Source organism: Kitasatospora sp. NPDC048407, from assembly GCF_043200475.1.
Taxonomy (GTDB): Bacteria; Actinomycetota; Actinomycetes; order Streptomycetales; family Streptomycetaceae; genus Kitasatospora.
Window position 1 is genome coordinate 42,035 of the sequence record NZ_JBICXW010000014.1, and the last position, 21,857, is coordinate 63,891.

Sequence of the window (21,857 nt, forward strand, 5' to 3'; positions counted from 1 at the left end):
CCGTAGTTCGATCGTCTGGAATGGTTGCTGTGTCCACTGTGAAGACGCCTGCCTCGGCCGTGTCCCCCGCCCGCGGCGAGGGGCCGGGGGCGCAAACGCGCTGGCGCCGGCGGGCTGCCGCCTCGACCGTCTGGTACCTGCGGCTGGTGGCCCTGCTGAACCTGGTGGCGGTGCTGTCGGTGCCGTTCCGGAACCAGGTTGAGCGGCACAACGAGGGGCAGTTCTTCACGCCGTACCTGGTGACCGCGGGCTTGACCGCGGCGGTGCTGTCGCTGTTCCTGGCGGTGGCGATGCGCCGCCGCAAGCGGGCGGCGTGGATCTTCAACACCGTCGCGGCGGGGCTGACGTTCGCCGTCTTCGTGGTGGCGATGGTGTGGGGGAAGCACTTCACGTCCCACCCGTTGAACTGGTTCTCGATGGTGCTGACCGGCCTGTTCCTGGTGGCGCTGCTGGTCTCGCGCCGGGAGTTCCCTTCCAAGGGCGACCGGTCCAACCCTAAGACCGCGGTCGCCGCGGGGGTCGGCGGCGTGCTGCTCGGCGGCCTGATCGGGTCGGTGCTGGTGCAGCTGACCAACCACATCAGCGGGGCGGGCTTCGGCACCCGGTTCAGCTACTCCGTGCACCGGATGATCACCGTGACGCCTTCGGCGAAGGTGGCCGACGTGGTCTCCGTGCCGACCTGGGTGAACTTTGCGATCAACGTGATGGGCGCGGTGCTGTTCCTGGCCGTGGTGTACGTGATGTTCCGCTCGCCGCGCGGCGAGGAGCTGCAGAGCGACGAGGACGAGCGGAAGCTGCGCGAGCTGCTGGACCGGCAGGGCGAGCGGGACTCGCTGGGCTACTTCGCGCTGCGCCGGGACAAGGCGGTGGTCTTCTCGCCGAGCGGGAAGGCCGCGATCGCCTACCGGGTGGTCGGCGGCGTGACGCTGGCGTCCGGCGACCCGATCGGCGACCCGGAGGCCTGGCCGGGCGCGATCGACGCCTGGCTGGCGGAGGCCCGCGAGCACGCCTGGGTGCCGGCCGTGATGGGCGCCTCCGAGGAGGCCGGCGTGATCTACGCCCGGCACGGTCTGGACGCGCTGGAGCTGGGCGACGAGGCGATCGTCGAGCTGGACGAGTTCTCGCTGGACGGCCGGGCGATGCGGGTGGTCCGGCAGGCCTACAACCGGGTCAAGCGGGCCGGGTACACGGTCCGGATCCGCCGCCACGAGGACATTCCCGAGGCGGAGATGGCCGAGCTGGTGGCGAAGGCCGACCACTGGCGGGACGGCGCGACCGAGCGCGGCTTCTCGATGGCGCTGGGCCGGCTCGGCGACCCGGGCGACGGGCGCTGCGTGATGCTGGAGTGCTTCGACGGGGAGGGCGAGCTGCGGGCGCTGCTGAGCTTCGTGCCGTGGGGCGCGCACGGCCTTTCGCTGGACCTGATGCGGCGCGACCGGGACAGCGAGAACGGCCTGATGGAGTTCATGGTGATCGAACTCCTGCAGCGCGCGAAGGAAGTCCAGCTGGAACGGGTGTCGCTGAACTTCGCCATGTTCCGGTCGGTTTTCGAGCGCGGTTCCAAGTTGGGTGCCGGCCCGGTGCTGCGGCTGTGGCGTTCGGTGCTGGGATTCTTCTCCCGCTGGTGGCAGATCGAGTCTCTCTACCGGGCGAATGCGAAATACCGGCCGATCTGGGAGCCGCGTTATCTGCTCTTCGAGAAGAGCGGCGAGATTCCCCGGATCGGTCTCGCCTCGGCCCGTGCGGAGGGTTTCATCACGGTGCCGAGCCTGCCGGCGCTGTTCCGCCGCAGGCACGTCGGCCAGAGCTGAGTTCACGGGCTTCCCGGCCCGCTGGGGCCGGGGACGGTGGTCCCTCCGCCGGGGGGCGGAGTGGGCCGGAGAAATCAGACCCCGGTATGACACGAGCAGGCTTCGAAGCTGATGCCGTTGGTTGGTCCGGTGCGTAGTGTCGAACACGAGGCGTAGAAGGAAGAGACGCGAAACAGGACGGACGTCGGGACAATCCGCACGTCGTCGGGACGGGAGAACCGGTTCGTGAAGCTGAACACCCACGCGGGGGGCGTGCGGCCGGGGCTCGGGGCGGTATTCCGCCGGGCCGCGATCGCCGAGTGGGGGGCGCTGTACGGCGCCGTGAAGGAACGGGTGCTGCGGCGGAAATTCGCCGCCGTGCCGCTGGCGACCGCGGCGACCGCGCTGGTGCTGCTGTTCTCGATCGTCCAGCACCTGCCGGGCGGGGACCGGTTCGTCGCGGAGATCGGGGTGGTGAAGGCGGCGCTGCCGCTGGACGTGTCGCTGCTGCGCACCCCGCTGTCGCTGTACGTGCCGGCGCTGGACCTGCCGGTGTGGGGGGCACTGGCGCAGGTGTTCCTGGTGTTCGGCGTGGCGGAGGTCGTGCTGGGGCGGCGGCTGACCCTGGTGGTGGCGTACGCCTGCACCCTGGCGGGGACGCTGTTCGCCCGGATCGCGGTGGCGCTCGGCCCGCACCACCTGCTGGGCTTCCCGCGCTGGGTGGCACACGTGCGCGACACCGGCCCTTCGGCGGCGGTGGTGGCGCTGGCCGTGGTGGTGGCGTTCCGCAGCCGGGCCTGGTGGACGGGCGGAGCCGTGGTGCTGGCGATGACGGTGGAGGCCGTGCTGCTGCCGAACCTGGCCGGCCTGGAGCACCTGGTGGCGATCAGCACCGCCGTGCTGATAGCGGTGTGGGTCGAGGTGTTCGGCGACTACTGGCCGCGCGTGCTGTCCGGGGTCGGCGCGGCCGCCTCGGTGGCCCAGGGCGGGGCCAGGGCAGTCACGCCCTGAGCCCGGCCCAGTGGTCGCTCAGCCACGCGGCAGCGGCATCTCGAAGTAGACGACCTTGCCGACCGCCTTGCGGGCGGTGCCCCACTTCTCGGACAGCTTGCTGACCAGGTTCAGGCCGCGGCCGTGCTCCGAGAGCGAGTCGGCGGGCTCCAGCGACGGCAGGTTGTGGTTGTCGTCGCTGACCTCGACCAGCAGCTTGTCGACCCGGATCAGCTGGAGCTGCACCTCGGAGCGGGCCACCCGGACCGCGTTGGTGACCAGCTCGGACACCAGCAGCTCGACGGTCTCGGTCAGCGCCGTCAGCTGCCAGGCGGCGAGCTGGTCGCGCACCAGGCTTCGGGCCCGGCCGACCTCCGCCTCGGTGACGCCCAGCTGCCAGGTGGCGACCTCGGTCGGCGGGACGCCGTCGAAGCGGGCCACCAGCAGCGCGATGTCGTCCTGGCGGTCGTCGGAGTGCAGGGTGTTCAGCACGGTGTCGCAGGCCTCGTCGGGGGTCTGCTTGGGGTCGATCAGGTTGCCGCACAGCGCGGCCAGGCCCTCTCCTATGTCGCCGCCGCGGACCTCGACCAGGCCGTCGGTGCAGAGCACCAGCATCGAGCCGTCCGAGACGTCGATCCGGGTGGCGACGAACGGCACGCCGCCGACGCCGATCGGCGCGCCGGAGGGCAGCTCGAGCAGTTCGCCGCGCCCGTCGGGGTGGACCAGCACGGGTGGGACGTGGCCGGCGGAGGCGAGTTCGCAGGTGCGGTTGATCGGGTCGTAGACGGCGTACAGGCAGGTCGCGAGATGGTCGTCGCCGAGTTTCTGGGCCAGGTTGTCGAGGTGGCGCAGCAGCTGGCCCGGTGGCAGGTCGAGGGCGGCGAGGGTCTGCATGGCGGTGCGGAAGCGGCCCATCGCGGCGGCCGAGTGCAGGCCGTGGCCCATCACGTCGCCGACCACCAGGGCGACCCGGCTGCCGGGCAGCTGGATGGCGTCGAACCAGTCGCCGCCGACCTCGGCCTTGCGGTCGCCCGGCATGTAGCGGTGGGCGATCTGCACGCCGGGGATCTTCGGCGGGCGGGTGGGGATCATCGAGCGCTGGAGGGTGGTGGCGACCTTGGACTCGGCGCGGTGCAGGCGGGCGTTGTCCAGGGACAGCGCGGCGCGGGCGGCGATCTCCTTGAGGGTGTCGGCGTCGGCGCGGGTGAACGGTGCCCGGTCGGACAGCCGCAGCAGCTTGAGGATGCCGAGCACCGCGCCGCGGGCGGACAGCGGCAGCACCAGCATGGAGCGGCCGACCACGGTCGGCTCCAGTTCGGGGCCGCCCAGTGAGGCCGCGTAGTCGACCGCGACGTCCGCGGAGATCAGCGGCACCAGCACCGGCTGGTTCTCCTGCAGGGCCAGGCCGGGCGGGGTGGAGCGCGGCATGGTCCGCAGCGAGCCCTCGTCCAGGACGTGGTTCCAGCGCGGTGAGGTGGCGTTGAAGGTGCGGGCGACGCGGCGCAGCACGGTGCGGTCGTCGGGCGGGTCGGCGGGCAGTTCGCCGTCCGAGAGCAGGCCGTCGAGCAGGTCGACGCAGGCGAAGTCGGCGACCCGGGGGACCAGTACCTGGCACAGTTCGCGGGCGGTGGTGTCCAGGTCGAGGGTGGTGCCGACCTGGCTGCCGACCGAGGCCAGCAGCGCGAGGTCGCCGTCGTCGGGCAGACCGCGGACCACCTCGACGCCGTCGGAGGCCTTGGCGGGGCCGGGCAGGGTGGGAGCCGGTGCGGGCGGGGCGGGGTCGATGGCGGGGCCTCCCGGGGTCGGGCCGTGGGCGGCGGCTTCGCGTGGGGCGGGGACGGTGCTGCCGGTCACCCGCGCGTCCTCCTGGGCGGCGGGCCCGGCAGCCTGTATCCGTACCCCGACCGGGGCCCGGACACCCGTGCGCTGCGGCTCCGCCGGGCGGCGGGCGGCGCGCTCGCGCTGCTGGGCGGCCCGCTGCTGCGGGGTGGGGTAGCGGCGGCCGAGGCCGGTGGCGACCCGGGCGGTGCCGGACGGCCCGCCCGGCGAGGACTGGTGGGGCAGCACCGGCAGCAGCGTCGCCCCGTCCACCCGCAGCGCGGGCGGGCCGGCCGCGGCCAGGGCGGCCAGCAGCCGGCCGCGGCGCTGCGCGGAGCAGGACGGCAGCAGCGCGGCCAGCGAATCGGGGGCCGCCTCGGTGGGCGGTGCGAACGCGGCCGCGACCTGCTGCGGGCGGGCCGCGGCGGGCGCGGCGGCGTACGGGACGAGGCGCTCGCCGAGGGCGAGGGCGATCCGGGGGCCGGTGGCGCGCAGCGGACGGGCGTCGGCGGCCAGCACCAGCAGTGCGCGGCCGGCCGGTTCGGCCAGCGGGTAGGCCCACCACAGGATGTCGCGCCGCCGTTCCTCGCGGTCGTGCACCGTCATCGCGCCGGCCCACGGGCCGTCGGTGGCGAGGTCGTCGAGGGTGTCGAAGGCATCGCAGCGGTGCTCGGGGGAGCCCGGGTCGTGGCGGGGGCAGACGGCGGGCAGCAGACCGTTCGCGGTGCGGCCGGCGGCGACGGCGGCGCGGTGGCCGAAGAGCTCCTCCGCGGTGCGGTTCCACACGGCGATCCGGCCGTCCGGGTCGACCAGCACGGCGGCCGCGCGAAGCAGCGCCACCACCCCGGCGGGGCGGCCGCCCGGGAGGTCCGCCCGGTCGGGTGCGGAAATGGGCTGGTCCACCATGGATATCGGTCTGCCCCTTTGAGTTCTTGCTGCTCCTCCTGGCCGGTGCGCGCGTCCTTGCACGCGCCATCCAATGAAGCACGGAGATGCCAATGGGAGGTAGTTAATCGGGCAGATTCGTCCGTATCAGTTGCGTGTCGTTGACGGCGCGCCCCCGGCGTGCTCCACCGTCACCCGGTCGGGCGGTGTGGCGACCCCGGTAGGGTGGCCCGGGTGAGCGTACCGAGCGTCGAGGTGTGGGCGGATCCGGAGCGGCAGGAGCTGGAGGAGCGGGTCGCGGCAGCCGAGCTGGCCTGGCTGACCCTGGACGTCGACGTGGCCACCCTACGGGTGGAGATCGACAACTTCGCGCTCGCCCACCATCAGCTGCTCGGCCCGCTGTACGCCGAGCTGGACGAGCTGGACGCGCTGATCGCCGAGTCGGTGGCGGCGCTCAGCGGCGACCCGGAGGACCTGCGGCGGGCCCGCGAGGCCCGGGAGCGGGTCGAGCCCGCCGAGGAACGCGGCCCGCGCGAGGGCGAGCCGGAGGCCCGCCGGGTGCGGCCCGACAAGGACGCCCAGCGGATCTACCGCGAACTGGCCCGCCGCGCCCACCCCGACCTGTCCACCGACCCGGCCGAACAGCAGCGCCGCTCGGCGTTCATCGCCCGGGTCAACGAGGCGTACGCGCTGGCCGACACCGAAGGGCTGGAGCGGCTCGCCGAGGAGTGGTCCACCGACCCGGAGTCCGCGCCCGCCGTCGACTCCCCCGACCGGCTGGCCTGGCTGCGCCAGCGCCTGGAGTGGCTGACCGGCCGGATCACCGCGCTGGCCACCGAGCAGGTCCGGCTGGAGCGCACCCCGATGGGCGAACTCCTGCTGCTGCGCCCCGACGAGCCGGAGCGCCTGCTGGAGGACCTCGCCGAACAGCTGCTCGCCACCGCCGCCGACCGGCAGGCCAAGCTGGCCGCACTGCTCCCCGACAATGGCTCGAACGATCCGTACCGACCCCAGGAGACCCCCCCGATGTTCGCTCAGCTGCCCACCACCGACGTCGCCTCGGTGCCCGCCGACGCCCAGCTGCTCGACGTCCGCGAGCAGGACGAGTGGGACGCCGGCCACGTGGACGGCGCGCTGCACATCCCGATCGGCCAGGTGGTGGCCCGCCTCGACGAGCTGCCCGAGGGCCGGCTGTACGTGCTGTGCCGGGTCGGCGGCCGGTCCGCGCAGGTCGTGCAGTACCTGGTCCAGGGCGGCCGGGACGCGGTGAACGTGGACGGCGGCATGTTCGCCTGGGACGCCGCGGGCCGCCCGATGGTGAGCAGCGACGGCCAGGACGCCTTCGTTCTGTAACAGCAGTCCCTCCCGCCCCTGTTCGAACGCGTGCGCGGTGCGGCAGGATGGCCGCCGTGCGCGTCTGGTCCAAGCCCGCCCGGGCGGTGCTGGCGTTCGCCGGGGCGGGGCTGGGGGCCGGCACCCTGGCGTTCCTCGGCGTGCTGTTCCTGCAGGTGGCGCCGGAGAACTCGGTGTCCCGCGAGTACCGGGCGCAGCTGAACGCCGTGGCGTACCCGGAGTTCGAGCGGAACTGGCAGCTGTTCGCCCCCGACCCGCTGCAGCGCGAGGTCACCGTGGCGGCCCGGGTGCAGACCATCGCCGACGACGGCCGGATCACCACCCAGGACTGGCACCCGCTGACCGCCGGGGACTTCGCGGCGGTCCGGCACGACCCGGCGCCCAGCCACCTCGACCAGAACCTGCTGCGCCGCGCCTGGGACTTCTACACCGTCACCCACCCCGACGGCGACGGCCCGGCCGCCGCCGACTCGCGCGGCCGGCTCGCCGAGCAGTACCTGAAACGGATAGCCCTGCAGCGGATCGGCCCCGGCGGGGAACGGGTGCTGCAGGTGCAGCTGCGGGCGGACACCGCCACCATCGCCCCGCCGCCCTGGAGCCACGAGCAGGTCGACACCTCCGTGCACTCCCGCGAACTGCCCTGGTGGCCGGTGCGGGCCGAGGACTGGCGGGGCCTGGAGTGAGCCTCCTCGGCGCGATCCGGGCCGCCCTGCCGCGCCTGCTGACCACCCTCGCCCCGTACCAGGCGGCGGCGGTACGGGTCGGCGTGGCCGGCACCTGGGGCGCCTACCTGCTGCGCGAGTGGCCGAACCGGCGGCTGCTGTACGGGGACCGCTCGCCCTGGTCGGCGGAGCTGAACGAGCGGCTGCTCGCCGACACCCACGCCTTCACGGTGCTCTCCTGGAGCGGCGGCCGCTGGTGGTTCGAGGCGGTGTACCTGCTGGCGCTGGTCTCGGCGGCGGCCCTCGCGCTCGGCTGGCGCACCCGGGCGAGCGCGGCGGCCTTCGCGCTGACCGTGCTGTCGCTGCAGAACCGCAACGCGCTGGTCGGCGACGGCGGCGACAACCTGGTCCACCTGCTGGCGATCTACCTGGTGTTCACCCGCTGCGGCACCGTCTGGTCGCTGGACGCCCGCCGCCGCGCCCGCCGGCCGGCCCCCGACCGGGCGGCCTGGGGCGAGCCGCGGGCGCTGGCCGACGCGCTGGCGGCGATGCTGCACAACTGCGCGATGCTGGTGATCGCCGCGCAGGTGGTGCTGGTGTACGCCACGGCCGGCTGGTACAAGGTGCAGGGCGCCCGCTGGCAGGACGGCACCGCCGTCCACTACCCGCTGCACCTGGGCTGGTTCACGCCCTGGCCGGGCCTGTCGGCGCTGCTCGGCGGCAGCCTGCTGCTGACCTTCCTGCTGACGTACGGCACGGTGGTGGCACAGGTGGGTTTCCCGTTCGCGCTGGCGAGCCGGCGGTTGAAGAACGTGCTGCTGGTGCTGATGGGCGCCGAACACCTGGCGATCGCGGTGCTGCTGGGGCTGCCGTTCTTCTCGCTGGCGATGCTGGCCGCCGACGCCGTGTTCTGGCCCACCGGGGCGCTGCTGACCGTGGGACGCGTGCTGACGGGCCGGTGGAGGAAAAGTCGCTAAGCTCCCGTTATGTCCTGGTTCAAGGCGCTGCGCGACACCGCGCGGACCGGCCTGACCGTGGACTTCTCGCTCACCAACCCGCGCCGGTCGCTGCGCGCCGCGGTCGCCGCCGCGCTGGTGATCTTCCCGACCATGGCGATCTACGGGCCCTCGCACGCCGCCTCCGCCGCGATGGGCGCGTTCATCGCCGGCGTCGCGACCTTCCAGCGCTCCTTCCGGCCGCGCGCCTCGCTGGCCCTGGTGGCGGGCGCCGGGCTGGGCGCGTCGACCTTCCTCGGCTACCTCGCGGTCGGCATCCCCGGCGCGTTCCCGGTGCTGCTGGCGCTGTGGGCGTTCGGCGCGGGCATGGCCTGGGCGGTCAGCCCGACCGCCGGCGTGGTCGCCGCCAACACGCTCTCCGTGATGCTGGTGGTGGTGCAGCTGCCCGTGTCGGCGTCCGCCGCGCTCGGCCACGCCGTGCTCTGTTCGGTCGGCGGCGGCGTGCAGGCGCTGGTGGTCACGCTGTGGCCGATCGACAGCTGGCGGGCGCAGCGCGACGCGCTCGCCGACATCTACGCCGGGCTCGGCGACTACGCCCGGAGCCTGCGGCAGGACCCGGTCGCGCACGTCGACCCGGAGCCGTTCATGGTCGCCCGGCAGGCGGCCCGGCTGTCCCCCCGGCAGGCCCGCCGCCGTCCGGCCGAACTGCGCGGCCTGCGCACCATCGCGGAACGGATCCGGCCCACCCTGGCCGCGCTCGCCGACCCGCGGGTGGGCGCCGCCGAGGAGGGCCCCGAGCGGGACCGGGCCCGCGAGGTGCTGGCCGCCGCCGCCGGGGTGCTGGACGCGCTGGCCCGGGCGATCCGCACCGGCGACCCGGTGCGGCTGCCGATGGACACCCCCGGCCTGGCGCTGGCCCGCCCCGGTACCGGCGAGGACCTGCTGCGCGGCGGCGCCCGCCGCTCGGCGCGCCGGCTGTCCGGACTGCTCGGCCGGGCCGCCGACCGCCTCGACCGGCAGGACCGCGCCACCGTCCCCAGCCCCGGCCGGGCCGGCCTGCGCCGCCCTTCGCTGGTCGAGGTGGTGCCCGGCGCGCTGGCCACCATCGGCCGGCAGCTGCACAAGCGTTCGGTGCTCCTCCACCACGCGCTCCGGATGTCCGCGGTGGTCACCTCCTCCTACCTGGCGGCCCGGCTGCTGGGCATCGAGCACGGCTACTGGGCGCCGATGGCCTCCGCCATGGTGATGCGCCCCGACTTCGCGCAGACCTTCAGCCGCGGCGTCGCCCGGATCGCCGGCACCGTCGCCGGCGTGCTGGTGTCCACCATCGTGGTGCAGGTGTTCCACCCCAACGACTGGGTGCTGGCCACGCTCGCCGTGATCTCGATGGGGCTCTCCTACATGATGCTGAGCACCGGGTACGCGCTGCTGACGGCCGCGATCTCCTCGTACGTGGTGTTCCTGCTCGGCCTGCAGCCCGGCCACCCGGTGCAGCTGGCCGTCGACCGGGTGGCGATGACGCTGCTCGGCGGCGCCGTCGCGCTCGGCGCGTACGCGCTGTTCCCGACCTGGCAGACCGCCCGGCTGCCGGAACGCCTGGCCGAGTGGCTGGCCGCCGCCGGGCGGTACGCGGCCGCCGTGTTCACCGCGTACGGCGACCCGGCGGGCGGGCACGCCGAGAAGGACGTGCGGCCCGCGCTGCTGGACGTCCGGGAGGCCCGCAGCGAGATGCTGTCCGCGCTGGACCGGGCCGAGGTGGAACCGGTGCGGCACTTCGCGCGGGCGCCGGAACTGAGCCGCAAACAGTTCGACCGGGCCCGCACGGCGGTCGGCATGCTGGACCGCTCCATCGTCCTGCTGGAGGCCCACCTGCCCACCGAGGACGCCCCGCCGCTGCCCGGCGCCGGCGCCTTCGGCGAGGAGCTGCGGGACGCCACCGCGATCGCCTCCGCCGCCGTCCTGCTCGGCGAGGCCGTCGACTTCGCCGCGCTGCGCGAGGCCCACCGGACCTGGGACTACCTGCTGGCCCAGCTGCCCCGCGACGACCGGATCGACGTCACCCGGGCCGGGTCCCGGCTGGTCATGCAGGCGCTCACCGAGCTGGAGCGGTCGGTGCGGACGCGCCCGAGGCCCGCCCGGGAGGAGCCCGTACCCTCGAGGGCGTGAGCGACACCTCGGTGCCCCAGCTGGGCGAGCAGTACGACGACGGACACCTCCCCGACGACCGGGAGATCGGCGTCGGACCGCACCCCGAACCGTGGCCCGACGACCCCCGGCTCGACCCCGAACTGCTCGCCGCCGGCGACCGCCGCAACGTCACCGACCAGTACCGGTACTGGCGGCACGAGGCGATCGTCGCCGACCTGGACACCCGGCGGCACGGCTTCCACGTCGCCGTCGAGAACTGGCAGCACGACTTCAACATCGGCTCCGTGGTGCGCACCGCCAACGCCTTCCTGGCGGGCGAGGTGCACATCGTCGGCCGGCGGCGCTGGAACCGGCGCGGGGCCATGGTCACCGACCGCTACCAGCACGTCCGGCACCACGACTCGGTGGCCTCGCTGGCCGCGTACGCCGCCGAACGGGGACTGCCGATCATCGGCATCGACAACCTGCCCGGCGCGGTGCCGCTGGAGACCTACCCGCTGCCCGAGCGCTGCGTGCTGCTGTTCGGCCAGGAGGGCCCCGGGCTGACCGCCGAGGCGTGGGAGCACTCGACGGCGGTCTGCTCGATCGCCCAGTTCGGGTCCACCCGCTCCATCAACGCCGGGGCGGCCGCGGCGATCGCCATGCACGCCTGGGTGCGGGCGCACGCCGGGCCGGCCTGAGTCAGCGGAACGGCGGCGGGGGCAGGGGCGACGGGGTGTTCGGGGCGTTCTGGGCGGGCGGTATGTCCTTGCCCTTGTGGTGGACCAGGAAGTCCCAGGTGTCCGGACTGCGCCCGTCGCATGATCTCCGCCCGGGTGGTGGCCGGCTGCGCCGCCGCCGACCGGCGGTTCGTCAGCGGCTCGCAGAACAGGCCCGCGACCTCGCCCTGCGGCGAGCCGGCGGTCTGCGGGCTGCTGTCGCCGGGCGGAGCGGCGGCGGCCGTCGACGCCACCGCCGCTCCGCCCAGCACACTGCCGACGGCGGCGAGCCGCACCGCCGCCCGCCGCGCGCCACCAGTGCCGCGGCCCGGCCGGGCGGCGGGTGGCGCAGTCGCCGCAGGCACGGGGCTCGTCCGGCTCGACCTCGCTGAACTCGACCAGCACGGGAGGGACCTGCCTCTCCTCGGTGAGTGGGACTCACCTTTCACGGAGGCAGCGGCAGGGACCACCTGATGGGCAGTCGGGCGGGGCGGAACGGGGTGAACTTCGGGGCGGTGGCGCGGCGTGGCACCGGCGGTTGAGGGCCGATCAGGCCGGGGCGGTCACTCCCATTGCCAGCGGATGCCCACCTGGCCGGGTTGCTGGTCGGCGGTGAGGACGTGGGCACTGGCGGAGGCGCCGATCCAGAGGGGTTCGCGGTGGCGGTCGGTCTCGGCGCCGGGGGTGCGGTCGAAGCGTTCGCACTGGACGGGGACGGCGGCGGGGTCGAAGTGGACCTGCAGGACGTACTCGCGCACGGGGTTGGCGAAGTACCGCCCGTAGTCGGTGGTGGGGCCGGAGTCGGGGATCCGCACCTCGTACTCGAGGATCGTGGAGTCGCCGAGGGCGAGCGGCCGGTCGAGGAGGAGTTCGGCGACCAGCAGGCCGCTGAGCGGGCGGCGGCGGACCCGGCCGAGGCGGGCGTGCCGGACGTTGGTGATCTCGGGGGTGTCGGTGCCCTCGTCGGCCTTGTGGACCACGACGTGCCGGGTGATGCCGTCCACGGTGGCGCGGACCACCTGACGCAGCCGCAGCAGGTAGCCGCGGCGGGAGGCGTCGACGTAGTAGGCGTCGTGGATGGACTGGCGCTCCAGCTGGCCGGTCGGCGGGGCGTCGAGTTCGGCGAACACCTCGGCGAGCTCGGGATGGCGGGGCCAGACCTGTTCGACCCGCAGACCGTCGGGGGCCGGGCCCTGGGCGACCCAGCGGCCGCGCGGGCGGGGCGGGCCGAGCAGCGCGGTGAGCGCGGTGTGGCGCAGGCCGAGGAGCTCCTCCAGCAGGTGGACGGCGCGCAGCGAGGTGGCCCGTTCGGGCTGGCTGCGGCCGCGACGCCAGTAACTGAGCGTGGTGACGCTGACCCTGACGCCCTGTTTGGCCAGTGCGGCGCGGATCCGGTCGAGGCTGAGGCCGCTGTGTTCGATGGCGGCGTTGAGGACTTCGGCGAAACCGCCCTGGGCGGCGACGGGTGCGGGCACGGGGGTGGTGGGGGCTGCGGCGGGTACGGCGGCAGTGGCCGGTGCGGGGGCGGCGGTCTGTACGGGATCGGATACGGGTGCGGTGCTGCTGCGGACGGCGGCCGACGGGCCGGCCGGCGCGGCCGGTCCGGCCGGTGGCCGGTCACCGCCGTGTTCGCGCTGGCCGACCAGGCGGAGCCGGCCGGCGTGCTGTGGTTGCTGTGAGCCCATGCGACACCTTCCCCACCCGGCGGGTTCGGTGGGTTGCCCCGGCTCCGCGTTGCGTCGGAGGTGCGCCGCCGAGTGTGGGGGAACCCTAGCCAGGGTTGAGAGGCTACGTCATCAATCAGGACATATGACAGTGGTCACGACAAGTATTTCGCAGGCGGAGCGAACACGAAACACTCCTGACACACAGGTGCCGGGAGGGTCCGTGACAGGCCCCCCCGGCAACTCTGTTGAGGCGAGGTCAGGAAATGTTCAGCGCGGTGTCGTCGATGACGAAGCTGGTCTGCAGCGAGGCGTCCTCGACGCCGGTGAACTTCAGGGTGACGGTCTGTCCGGCGTAGGAGGACAGGTCGACGGTCTTCTGGACGTACCCGGTGTTCCTGTCGAGGTTGGAGTACGTGGCCACCGAGGTGCCGTTGGCCGACAGGGTGAGCTTGTCGTAGGCGCTGCTGCCGGTCTCGGCGGTGTCGACGTGCAGCCAGAAGCTGAAGCTCGCCCGGCAGCCGGCCGGGATCGCCACCGTCTGGGCGAGGGTGTCGGTGTGGGCCGCGCCGTAGCCGTTCAGCCAGGCCTTCCAGGAACCGCTGTGCGCGGCCTGCGAGGCGGAGTTGTCGACCACGCCGGTGGAGGTGGTCCACGGGGTGGCGGTGCCGGTTTCGAAGCCGGGGTTGCCGAGCAGCTGGGCGGCGGTGCAGCCGCCGGTGGGCGGCGGGGTGGTGCCGCCGGTGCCGAGCAGGGCGTTCGTCAGGCCGTCGGCGATCGGGGTGCCCCAGCCGGTGACCTGGTCGTAGCCGGCCTTGGCGGCGAAGTCCTGGTTGGAGCCGCTGGTGACGTCGTGCAGGGCGGTGCCGTAGGCGCTGCTGTTGGCGACCGCGTACAGCTTCGGGTTGACCTCGCCCAGGGCGGGCTTGGCGGCGGCCTTGGCCTTCTGGTTGTACAGCGCGGCGTAGCCGGACCACAGCGGGGCGGCCGCCGAGGTGCCGCCGTAGACCTGCCAGCCGGGGCTGCTGGTGCCCTGGGTGTAGATCGCGAAGCCGCTGGCCGGGTCGGCGTTGGAGGAGATGTCGGGCACGGTGCGCATGGTGCCGGTGACGTTGGTGCCGGTCTGCCAGGTCGGCTTGGCGAACTGGGTGGAGACGCCGCCGCCGGCGGTGCTCCAGGCGCTCTCCGAGCTGTAGGTGGTGCCGGAGACCTTCAGGTTGGTGCCGCCGACGCCGGTGTTGTACGGGCTGGAGGCGGGGAAGTCCACGGCCTTCACGGTGGAGCCCGAGGTGGAGCGGGTGCAGTCCCGGGAGCCGTCGTCGCCGGAGGCCGAGAAGATCGAGATGCCCTGGGCGGCGGCCTGCTTGAAGGAGTTGTTCACCGCCGTCATCGAGGAGGCGGTGGTGTCCGGCTCGCAGGAGCCCCAGGAGATCGAGATGACCGAGACCCGGTTGTCCGAGACGATCTTGGCGGCCATGTCGATCTCGCCCTGGTCGGTGTTGGGCGCCTCGTAGACCAGCTGGGTGGCCTTGGGGGCGACACCGCGGAGGATCTCCGAGTCCAGCTCGACCTCGCCCTGGCCGCCGCCGGGGGCCGCGTCGTAGTTCGCGCCGTCCACCGAGACGGTGCTGACCGCCGGGCCCGACAGGCCGTACTGGCTGTCGTAGGTGGTCAGGTTGGAGGACTTGTAGCCGTCGAACTCCCAGAGCGCCACGGTGCTGCCGGTGCCGTCCGCGCCCATCTGGTTCAGGCGGTACGCGCCGTCGTAGCCGGCCGGGCCGAAGCCGTTGGGGGTGGCGTGCGGGGTGGCCGCGTCGGGCTTGGCGATCCGGGAGGTGCGCACGGTGTGGTCGTTGAGGCCGCTGACGCCCTCGACCACGCCGGCCAGCGAGGCCGGCACCGAGGCGGCGGCGTCGTTGGCGAAGAAGCTCCGGTTGCCCTGCTGCGGGTCGCTGTAGGTCGACTCGTGGGTGCCGAACGCGGCGGCGACCGCCGAGGCCGAACCGGTGGCGTTGACCACCTGGCGGTTCGCGCTCACCGAGTCGACCTTCAGACCCTGCGCGGTCAGGAACGTGCGCACCTGGTCCACGTCGGCCTGGGTCGGGCCGAAGCGCTCGTTGAACTGTGCGGGCGTCAGATAGTGCCCGAACTCGGCGGTGCCGGGAGTGGCCACCGCCGAGAGGAACCGGTCGAGTTCGGCGGTGTTGCGCAGCTTCAGCGCGACCGCCACGGATATCTTCCGGTCGGCCGGGACGTCTCCCTGCTTGTGGGAGCGCGCCACCGCCGGCGTGACGGTCTGCGGCAGCGCCACCCGGGCGCTGGCGTTGGGCGTCGGCGCCGCCTGGGCGGTACCGACGCCCAGGCAGACGGCGGTGAGGGGCAGGACAGCCAGGGCTGCGGCAAGGGCCAGCGAGCGGGGTCGCACGGGTTCCTCCGGAAGTCTGGGGGCGTTCCGGTTTTCGAAAACGCTCGCCAGAATCTCTCAGAGAACTCCCAGGAACTGGCCCATGCCTGGGCAATTGCTTACTAAAGAACAGTCAACTGTGGAACTGCGGAAGGCTTTTGTGAATGAACAGAGTTCCGCCCGGGGAATTCAGTGAATAAGCATCAGGGGCGGCCCAGCCAGTGGCTGAGCGCGGCCCGCAGCTCGCCCCGGGTCGGATCGACACAGGCCCAGGCCGCGTAGCCGTCCGGACGGACCAGCAGCACCGTGTCGCGCAGCTTGCCGTGCGGGTCGGCGGGCGCGGCGGTGACCACCCGGTCGGACCACGAATCCGCCACCGACAGCTCGTCGTTGCTGATCAGCACGGCCTTCCCGGCGCGCAGCGCCTCGTGCAGCCGGGACGGGCCGCCGGGCACGTCCACCGCCAGGCGCAGGTCCGGGACGCGGCGGCCGGCCAGCGGGTGGGAGCCCTTCTCGGCGGGGTAGCTGTAGCCGATGCCGGAGATCTGCTTGGCGCCCAGCTCGGCCAGCGGGCCCAGCGCCCCGGCGGCCGCGCCGATCGCCGAGCGCAGCGCCCGGGTGGAGGCGTGCCGGCCGAGCGCCAGCCGCACCAGGGCGCCGGAGCTGCGCAGCACCGCCCGGCCGATCGGGTGCCGCTCGGTCTGGTAGGTGTCGAGCAGCGCGTCGGGGGCCCAGCCGCGGACGGCGGCGACCAGCTTCCAGCTCAGGTTGGCGGCGTCCTGCAGGCCGGTGTTCATGCCCTGGCCGCCGGCCGGGGAGTGGCAGTGCGCGGCGTCCCCCGCCAGGAACACCCGGCCGGAGCGGTAGCTGGTGGCCTGGCGCTCGTCGCTGTGGAAGCGGGAGGTCCAGCGGGGCTCGGACATGCCGAGGTCACGGCCCGTCACCTCGCGCAGCAGGTCGGCGAGTTCGGCGACCACCACCGGCTCGGAGTCGGGCACCTGGTGGTCGCGGTCCCAGCCGATCACCCGGTGCCAGCCGTCGCCGTACGAGGCCAGGAAGACGAAGCCGCGCTCGTCGGCGCCGGCCGTCAGCGGCTCCTCCGGCTCGTGCTCCAGCTGGACGTCGGCCAGCATCACCGAGCGCACCACCGACTCGCCGGGGAACGGGATGCCCAGCAGGTCGCGCACCGCCGAGTGCACGCCGTCCGCGCCGACCGCGTAGCGGGAACGCAACCGCTGCTCGCCCTCGGCGGTGCGGACGGTCAGCGTGACGCCCTGCGCGTCCTGCCGCAGGCCGGTCAGCTCGGCGCCGCGGCGCAGCTCCGCGCCCGCCTTGACGGCCCGCTCGCGCAGCACCCGCTCGGTCCGGGACTGCGGGGTGACCAGGGTGAACGGGAACCGGGTGGGCAGCGTCGAGAAGTCCACCCGGACCTTGCCGAAGGCCTGCAGCGAGGGCAGCGTCCGGCCGGTGGCGATCAGTTCGTCGGCCAGGCCGCGGGCGTCCAGCATCTCCAGGGTCCGGGCGTGCACCGCGAACGCCCTGGTCAGATTGGACTCCTCGGCGCGCTTGTCGACCACGGTCACCCGCAGCCCGGCCGCGGCCAGATCGCCCGCCAGCAGCAGGCCGGTCGGGCCGGCCCCGACCACTACAACATCGGCGGTGAACTCCGTCTCGGACATCCGTCTCTCCCGTCGTCATCCCCCGTCTGCCGGTGCTCAACGGACCGGAGTCCCACGGCTTTCGGGTTCTCAGCGCGCTTTCAGACTGCCATCATCGCGGTCCCGTCCGGGGCTGTGAACCTCCTGACGGCGAACGGGCCCGGACGCCGTCGTGGTGGGACGGCTTCCGGGCCCGCTGCCTCTTGCGACGGTTACTTGCGGATCTCGACGGTGCGGAACCGGTTGGCGACGAACGCGGCGTCGCAGTACGCCGAGTTGGCGGCCGGGTTGGCGCCGGTGCCGTGCAGGTCGGAGAAGGCCGCGGTCTGGTTGACGTACACGCCGCCGGTGAGGTTGAGCGAGAGCGAGACGCCGGCGTCCAGGCAGGCGTCGATCAGGGCGGTCTCGACCTCGGGGTCGGTGGTGTACGCGCCGGCGGTCATCGCGCCGTGCTCGACCGTGGTGCGGTGCAGCAGTTCGACGGCGGCGGCGGTGGACTCCACGGCGACGGCGAACGCGATCGGGCCGAAGCACTCGGTCAGGAAGCGCGACAGGTCGTCCGGCTTGTCGGCGTCGGCCTTCACCAGGGCGGGCGTGCGGATGGTCGCGCCGGGGAACTCCGGCGAGGCCACCACCCGCGGCGCCAGGGCGAGTTCGCCGAGTTCGCCGCCGGCCGCGGCGGCGCTGCGCTGCAGCACCCCGGGGTTGACCACGGCGCCGAGGATGGCGGCGGCGCGGGCGTCGTCGCCGAGCAGGCCGTCGACGGCGGCGGCCAGGTCGGTCACCACCTGCTCGTAGCTGCGCTCGCCGTCCTCGGTGCGGATGCCGGTGCGCGGGATCAGCAGGTTCTGCGGGGTGGTGCACATCTGGCCGCTGTACAGGCTGACGGAGAACGCCAGGTTGTTCAGCATGCCGCGGTAGTCGTCGGTGGAGTCGACGACGACGGTGTTCACGCCGGCCTTCTCGGTGTACACCTGCGCCTGCCGGGCGTTGTTCTCCAGCCAGTCGCCGAAGCCGGTGGAGCCGGTGTAGTCGATCAGCTTCACCTCGGGGCGCACCGCCAGCACCTGGGCGATCGCGGAGCCCTCGTGCTCGGCGGCCAGGCAGACCAGGTTGGGGTCGAAGCCGGCCTCGGCGAGCACCTCGCGGGCGATCCGCACGGTCAGCGCCAGCGGCAGCACGGCCCGCGGGTGCGGCTTGACCAGCACGCCGTTGCCGGTGGCCAGCGAGGCGAACAGGCCCGGGTAGCCGTTCCAGGTGGGGAAGGTGTTGCAGCCGATCAGCAGCGCGGTGCCGCGCGGGACGGCGGTGAACTCCTTGGTCATCACCAGCGGGTCGCGCTTGCCCTGCGGCTTGGTCCACTGCGCGGAGCGCGGCAGCCGGGTCTGCTCGGCGTACGCGTACGCCACCGCCTCGACGCCGCGGTCCTGGGCGTGCGGGCCGCCGGCCTGGAAGGCCATGCCGTAGGCCTGGCCGGTGGTGTGCATCACGGCCTGCGCGAACTCGTGCGAGCGGGCGTTGATCCGGGCCAGGATCTCCAGGCAGACCGCGGCGCGGGCGGCCGGGCCGGCCTTCGCCCAGGCGGGGCGGGCGGCCTCCAGCGCGGCCAGCAGCGCGTCCGGCTCGGCGTGCGGGTAGGCGATGCCCATTTCGATGCCGTACGGGCTCGCCTCGCCGGTCACCGGCTCGCCGCCGTCGGGGTGGCCCGGCAGCTCGAACTCCCGTCCCAGCAGGGCGTCGAAGGCGGCCTTGCCGTCGGCGGCGGCGCTCTCGCCGTACGCCTTGGGGAACTCCGGGTACGGCGACCAGTAGTCGCGGGACCCGGCCGCGGCGACTGCGCGGTCGAGGGTGTCCTGGTGGCGGGCGATCAGTTCGGCGACCGGCAGGGGGGTCGCAGCGGCCATGGTGCGCTCCTCACGGGGGCGGGGCGGGACACATCTCAGCGTAACCGAACGATCGGTCGGTGCAAGGGGTTCTCGGCAGGGTCCGCCGCCCGCGCCGGATCGGGTCGCCGCTCGCGCCGGATCGGGTCGCCGCCCGCGCCGGAGCGGTCCGGTACGGGCGGCGGCTCGATCGGTTACGGAATACCGAGCTGGAAGATGACGTAGCCGGCGAACCAGCCGGAGGACAGCGCGGCGACACCGAGCACGGTGGCCAGGTTGCGCAGCCGGACCCGGGCCAGGGCCACCGCGAGCGGGATCAGCAGCGGGAAGATCGGCAGCACGAAGCGGGACAGCGTGCCGAACATCTGCTGGCTGCCGAGCACCATCACGAGCGTGCCCAGCGTGTAGACCGTCAGCACCAGCGGCGGGCGCCTGGACAGCAGCGACACCAGCAGGATCGGCAGGGCGAGCAGCACCACGACCGCGATCAGGTCCTCGGTCGGGTAGGCGAACAGGTAGTTGGTTTCGCCGCGCAGCACGTTGGTGGCGGCCCGCAGGGTGTAGCGGCCCCAGTCGAAGAAGTGCAGCCAGCCGCCGCGCTGCAGGGTGATGTAGCCGTCCAGGTGACCCATCCGGTAGCCGACCCAGCCCAGGTAGCCCAGACAGCCGATCGGTGGCAGCACGATCGCGGTGAGCGGCCCCACCACGCCGTCGGAGCGCTTCCACAGGGCGATCGCGGCGGCCAGCGCCACACCGGCGATCAGCGGGACGGAACTCGGCCGGGCCAGGCCCGCCATGAACGTCACCACCGCGGCGCTCACCCAGTTGCGGTCGACGGCGAAGTAGCAGGCCCAGGCGGCCAGCGCCACGAACACCGACTCCGAGTAGACCGCCCACTCCACGCCGGAGCCCGGGAACGCCGCCCACAGGCCCGCCGCGATCACGCCCGCCCGGTGGCCGTACAGCCGCGACACCACGGCGAAGATGCCGGCCGCCGCGATGAACGAGGCGACGATCGACACCAGCATGCCGGCGCCGTACAGGCCGAGACCGGTGTTCGACACCAGCCGGATCAGGCCCGGATACAGCGGGAAGAACGCGGCGGAATTCTGCTTGATGGTGAAGAAACCCTGCTCCGGAATCAGCTGCGGGTCGTAACCGAGCTGCGCGACCTTCTGGTACCAGAGGCCGTCCCAGGTGCCGAGCACATCCCACGGGTGGGTGCCGCCGCCGAAACGCGGGTCGGTGGTCCGGTAGTGGCCGCTGGTTTCCAGCAGCCACATGAAAGCGGCGAATCCGGCGAGTTTCACCGCGCCGAACAGGGCGAGCGCGGGCCCGAAACGCTGCGCGGTGCGGCGGAATCCGTAGCCCGCCCCGGGGCCGGCCGCCGGTTCGTCCGCCGTCTCCTCCGGCGCCCGGCCGTCGGCCTCGACCGGGGTCTCGTCCTCGGTCGTGATCCCGCTCTCGGCGGAGGTCGGTGGACGACCCGCCATCCCTTGCCGGACGACACCCACGGGCCGCCTCCATCCTGTGCCATTTCGGGCCGCCGGGGGCGGCGGTGCGGATAGTGTAAGGCTGCGTCAGACCTGGCCACAGGGCCTCGCGGACGGGTGCGTCGCCCCCGGATCGGCGGCGCCCGGGCCGCGGTCGAACCACCCCTGGTGGGGGCCGTACCAGCGCCGATCCGCGGCGTGGGCGACGGCTGCGAATCAATGCGGAGAATTCCCGCGGGAAACCCGGCACGTATTGGCAAATCCGACCGACTTGACCCGCTATTCCTGATCTTTTGGGCCGATATCGGACGGCCGGGAACCGCACCCCGGCTGACGGGACGGTGTGCGCGGCGCGATACTCGTTGCCATGGCCGAAAACCTCACGCGCGCCTCCTACACGGTCGAGTCGCTGCTCGCCGTCACGGTGCGGGTCTTCAACGAGCGCGGTTACGACGGCACCTCGATGGAGGACCTGTCCCGGGCCGCGGGGATCTCCAAGTCCTCGATCTACCACCACGTGCGCGGCAAGGAGGAGCTGCTGCGGCTGGCCGTCGGGCGGGCGCTGGACGCGCTGTTCGGCATCCTGGAGGAGCCGCGGGCGGTCGAGGGGCGGCCGGCCGGCCGGCTGGAGCACGTGGTGCGCCGCACCGCCGAGGTGCTGCTGGCCGAACTGCCGTACGTGACGCTGCTGTTGAGGGTCCGGGGGAACACCGTGACCGAGCAGTGGGCGCTGGAGCGGCGGCGCGACTTCGACCACCGGGTGGCCGAACTGGTCCAGCAGGCCGTCGAGGCGGGCGAGCTGCGGGCCGATGTGGAGCCCCGGCTGGCGACCCGGCTGCTGTTCGGCATGATCAACTCGGTGGTGGAGTGGTACCGCCCCGGCCAGCGCGACTCGGAGGGCCTGCCGGACGCCGTCGTCCAGCTCGCCTTCGACGGGCTGCGGGCCCGCTGAGCCGCCTCAGGGCCCGTCGGTGGGGATGTGGTCGGCCTCCTCGAAGATCAGCATGGTGCGGGTGCTGAGCACCTGCGGGATCGACTGGATGCTGCCCAGCACGAGCTCGCGCAGCTCCCGGTTGTCGGCGGTGTGCACCAGCATCAGCACGTCGTAGTCACCGCCGACCAGCGCGATGTGCGCGACCCCGGGCAGCTGCAGCAGCTGCTCGCGCACGGTGCGCCAGGAGTTCTGGACGATCCGCAGGGTGACGTACGCGGACGCGGTCTGCCCGGCCCGCTCGTGGTCGACCCGGGCGGTGAAGCCGCGAATCACGCCGTCCTCGACCATCCTGGAGATCCGGGCATAGGCGTTCGCCCGGGACACGTGCACCCGCTCGGCGACCGAGCGGATCGAGGCGCGACCGTCCTGCCGCAGCAGCCGCAGGATCGACCGGTCGACACGGTCGAGTCTGGACACCTGTTCAGCCGACATGGCCCCCCACCCCTCGCGATTGGACGTGC

Annotated in this window: 16 protein-coding genes; 9 read left to right on the top strand and 7 right to left on the bottom strand. The window is 73.4% G+C overall.

From position 1 onward, the window contains the following. Positions 1-20: 20 nt before the first annotated feature. Both ACGFWJ_RS24170 and ACGFWJ_RS24175 read left to right on the top strand, forming a co-directional pair. Entirely contained in the window at positions 21-1,811 is a 1,791-nt protein-coding gene (locus ACGFWJ_RS24170) for a phosphatidylglycerol lysyltransferase domain-containing protein (RefSeq protein WP_392953013.1), read from the top strand. A 225-nt stretch (positions 1,812-2,036) separates the two neighbouring features. Further along, positions 2,037-2,801 carry a hypothetical protein gene (locus tag ACGFWJ_RS24175; RefSeq protein WP_392953016.1) on the top strand — a complete coding sequence of 255 codons (765 nt, stop codon included), beginning with the start codon at positions 2,037-2,039 and terminating at the stop codon, positions 2,799-2,801. 18 nt (positions 2,802-2,819) lie between these two features. On the opposite strand, the gene ACGFWJ_RS24180 is transcribed toward ACGFWJ_RS24175, so the two are convergent. Further along, a complete protein-coding gene (locus tag ACGFWJ_RS24180; RefSeq protein WP_392953019.1) occupies positions 2,820-5,504 on the bottom strand; it encodes a SpoIIE family protein phosphatase in 2,685 nt (894 codons plus the stop codon). Between the two features lie 213 nt (positions 5,505-5,717). On the opposite strand from ACGFWJ_RS24180, the gene ACGFWJ_RS24185 reads away from it, so the two are divergent. From ACGFWJ_RS24185 to ACGFWJ_RS24210, 6 genes are all read left to right on the top strand, one after another. After that, the gene (locus ACGFWJ_RS24185; protein ID WP_392953021.1) at positions 5,718-6,836 is read left to right on the top strand and encodes a rhodanese-like domain-containing protein; all 1,119 of its coding nucleotides are present in this window, start codon (positions 5,718-5,720) and stop codon (positions 6,834-6,836) included. A 56-nt stretch (positions 6,837-6,892) separates the two neighbouring features. Then, positions 6,893-7,519 (top strand): DUF5819 family protein, encoded by a 627-nt coding sequence (locus tag ACGFWJ_RS24190; RefSeq protein WP_392953024.1) that lies wholly within the window; start codon positions 6,893-6,895, stop codon positions 7,517-7,519. Next, positions 7,516-8,475, top strand: coding sequence for an HTTM domain-containing protein (locus ACGFWJ_RS24195; RefSeq protein ID WP_392953027.1), 960 nt, complete (start codon positions 7,516-7,518; stop codon positions 8,473-8,475). The genes ACGFWJ_RS24190 and ACGFWJ_RS24195 overlap by 4 nt, the downstream gene beginning before the upstream one ends. Positions 8,476-8,484: 9 nt before the next feature. Beyond that, positions 8,485-10,620: an FUSC family protein gene (locus tag ACGFWJ_RS24200; RefSeq protein ID WP_392953030.1), complete on the top strand. Its 2,136-nt coding sequence runs from the start codon at positions 8,485-8,487 to the stop codon at positions 10,618-10,620. Continuing rightward, positions 10,617-11,282 (top strand): TrmH family RNA methyltransferase, encoded by a 666-nt coding sequence (locus tag ACGFWJ_RS24205; RefSeq protein ID WP_392953032.1) that lies wholly within the window; start codon positions 10,617-10,619, stop codon positions 11,280-11,282. Before ACGFWJ_RS24200 ends, ACGFWJ_RS24205 begins: the two co-directional genes overlap by 4 nt. 120 nt (positions 11,283-11,402) lie before the next feature. Continuing rightward, positions 11,403-11,774, top strand: coding sequence for a hypothetical protein (locus ACGFWJ_RS24210; protein ID WP_392953035.1), 372 nt, complete (start codon positions 11,403-11,405; stop codon positions 11,772-11,774). A gap of 89 nt (positions 11,775-11,863) precedes the next feature. Here the strand turns inward: ACGFWJ_RS24210 and ACGFWJ_RS24215 are convergent, their stop codons facing one another. The 5 genes from ACGFWJ_RS24215 to ACGFWJ_RS24235 form a co-directional block, all read right to left on the bottom strand. Then, on the bottom strand, positions 11,864-12,985 hold the full coding sequence (locus ACGFWJ_RS24215) for an XRE family transcriptional regulator (protein ID WP_392953037.1): 1,122 nt from the start codon (positions 12,983-12,985) through the stop codon (positions 11,864-11,866). A 238-nt stretch (positions 12,986-13,223) separates the two neighbouring features. Next, entirely contained in the window at positions 13,224-15,389 is a 2,166-nt protein-coding gene (locus tag ACGFWJ_RS24220) for a protease pro-enzyme activation domain-containing protein (RefSeq protein WP_392953040.1), read from the bottom strand. Positions 15,390-15,571: 182 nt separating this feature from the next. Beyond that, positions 15,572-17,047, bottom strand: coding sequence for an FAD-dependent monooxygenase (locus ACGFWJ_RS24225; RefSeq protein WP_392953043.1), 1,476 nt, complete (start codon positions 17,045-17,047; stop codon positions 15,572-15,574). Positions 17,048-17,238: 191 nt separating this feature from the next. Further along, on the bottom strand, positions 17,239-18,930 hold the full coding sequence (paaN, locus tag ACGFWJ_RS24230) for a phenylacetic acid degradation protein PaaN (RefSeq protein WP_387860247.1): 1,692 nt from the start codon (positions 18,928-18,930) through the stop codon (positions 17,239-17,241). A gap of 173 nt (positions 18,931-19,103) precedes the next feature. Further along, positions 19,104-20,402 carry a hypothetical protein gene (locus ACGFWJ_RS24235; RefSeq protein ID WP_392953046.1) on the bottom strand — a complete coding sequence of 433 codons (1,299 nt, stop codon included), beginning with the start codon at positions 20,400-20,402 and terminating at the stop codon, positions 19,104-19,106. Between the two features lie 367 nt (positions 20,403-20,769). Between ACGFWJ_RS24235 and ACGFWJ_RS24240 the strand changes: the two genes are divergently transcribed. Next, positions 20,770-21,354 (top strand): TetR/AcrR family transcriptional regulator, encoded by a 585-nt coding sequence (locus tag ACGFWJ_RS24240; protein ID WP_387860243.1) that lies wholly within the window; start codon positions 20,770-20,772, stop codon positions 21,352-21,354. A 6-nt stretch (positions 21,355-21,360) separates the two neighbouring features. On the opposite strand, the gene ACGFWJ_RS24245 is transcribed toward ACGFWJ_RS24240, so the two are convergent. Beyond that, positions 21,361-21,813 carry an Lrp/AsnC family transcriptional regulator gene (locus tag ACGFWJ_RS24245; protein WP_387909754.1) on the bottom strand — a complete coding sequence of 151 codons (453 nt, stop codon included), beginning with the start codon at positions 21,811-21,813 and terminating at the stop codon, positions 21,361-21,363. Positions 21,814-21,857 lie beyond the last annotated feature (44 nt).

Bases quoted from the DNA above. Each gene is read 5' to 3' on its own strand.
- ACGFWJ_RS24235 (WP_392953046.1), bottom strand. From the start codon at position 20,402: ATGGCGGGTCGTCCACCGACCTCCGCCGAGAGCGGGATCACGACCGAG.
- ACGFWJ_RS24240 (WP_387860243.1), top strand. From the start codon at position 20,770: ATGGCCGAAAACCTCACGCGCGCCTCCTACACGGTCGAGTCGCTGCTC.
- ACGFWJ_RS24215 (WP_392953037.1), bottom strand. From the start codon at position 12,985: ATGGGCTCACAGCAACCACAGCACGCCGGCCGGCTCCGCCTGGTCGGC.
- ACGFWJ_RS24225 (WP_392953043.1), bottom strand. From the start codon at position 17,047: ATGTCCGAGACGGAGTTCACCGCCGATGTTGTAGTGGTCGGGGCCGGC.
- paaN (WP_387860247.1), bottom strand. From the start codon at position 18,930: ATGGCCGCTGCGACCCCCCTGCCGGTCGCCGAACTGATCGCCCGCCAC.
- ACGFWJ_RS24210 (WP_392953035.1), top strand. From the start codon at position 11,403: ATGATCTCCGCCCGGGTGGTGGCCGGCTGCGCCGCCGCCGACCGGCGG.
- ACGFWJ_RS24170 (WP_392953013.1), top strand. From the start codon at position 21: ATGGTTGCTGTGTCCACTGTGAAGACGCCTGCCTCGGCCGTGTCCCCC.
- ACGFWJ_RS24200 (WP_392953030.1), top strand. From the start codon at position 8,485: ATGTCCTGGTTCAAGGCGCTGCGCGACACCGCGCGGACCGGCCTGACC.
- ACGFWJ_RS24180 (WP_392953019.1), bottom strand. From the start codon at position 5,504: ATGGTGGACCAGCCCATTTCCGCACCCGACCGGGCGGACCTCCCGGGC.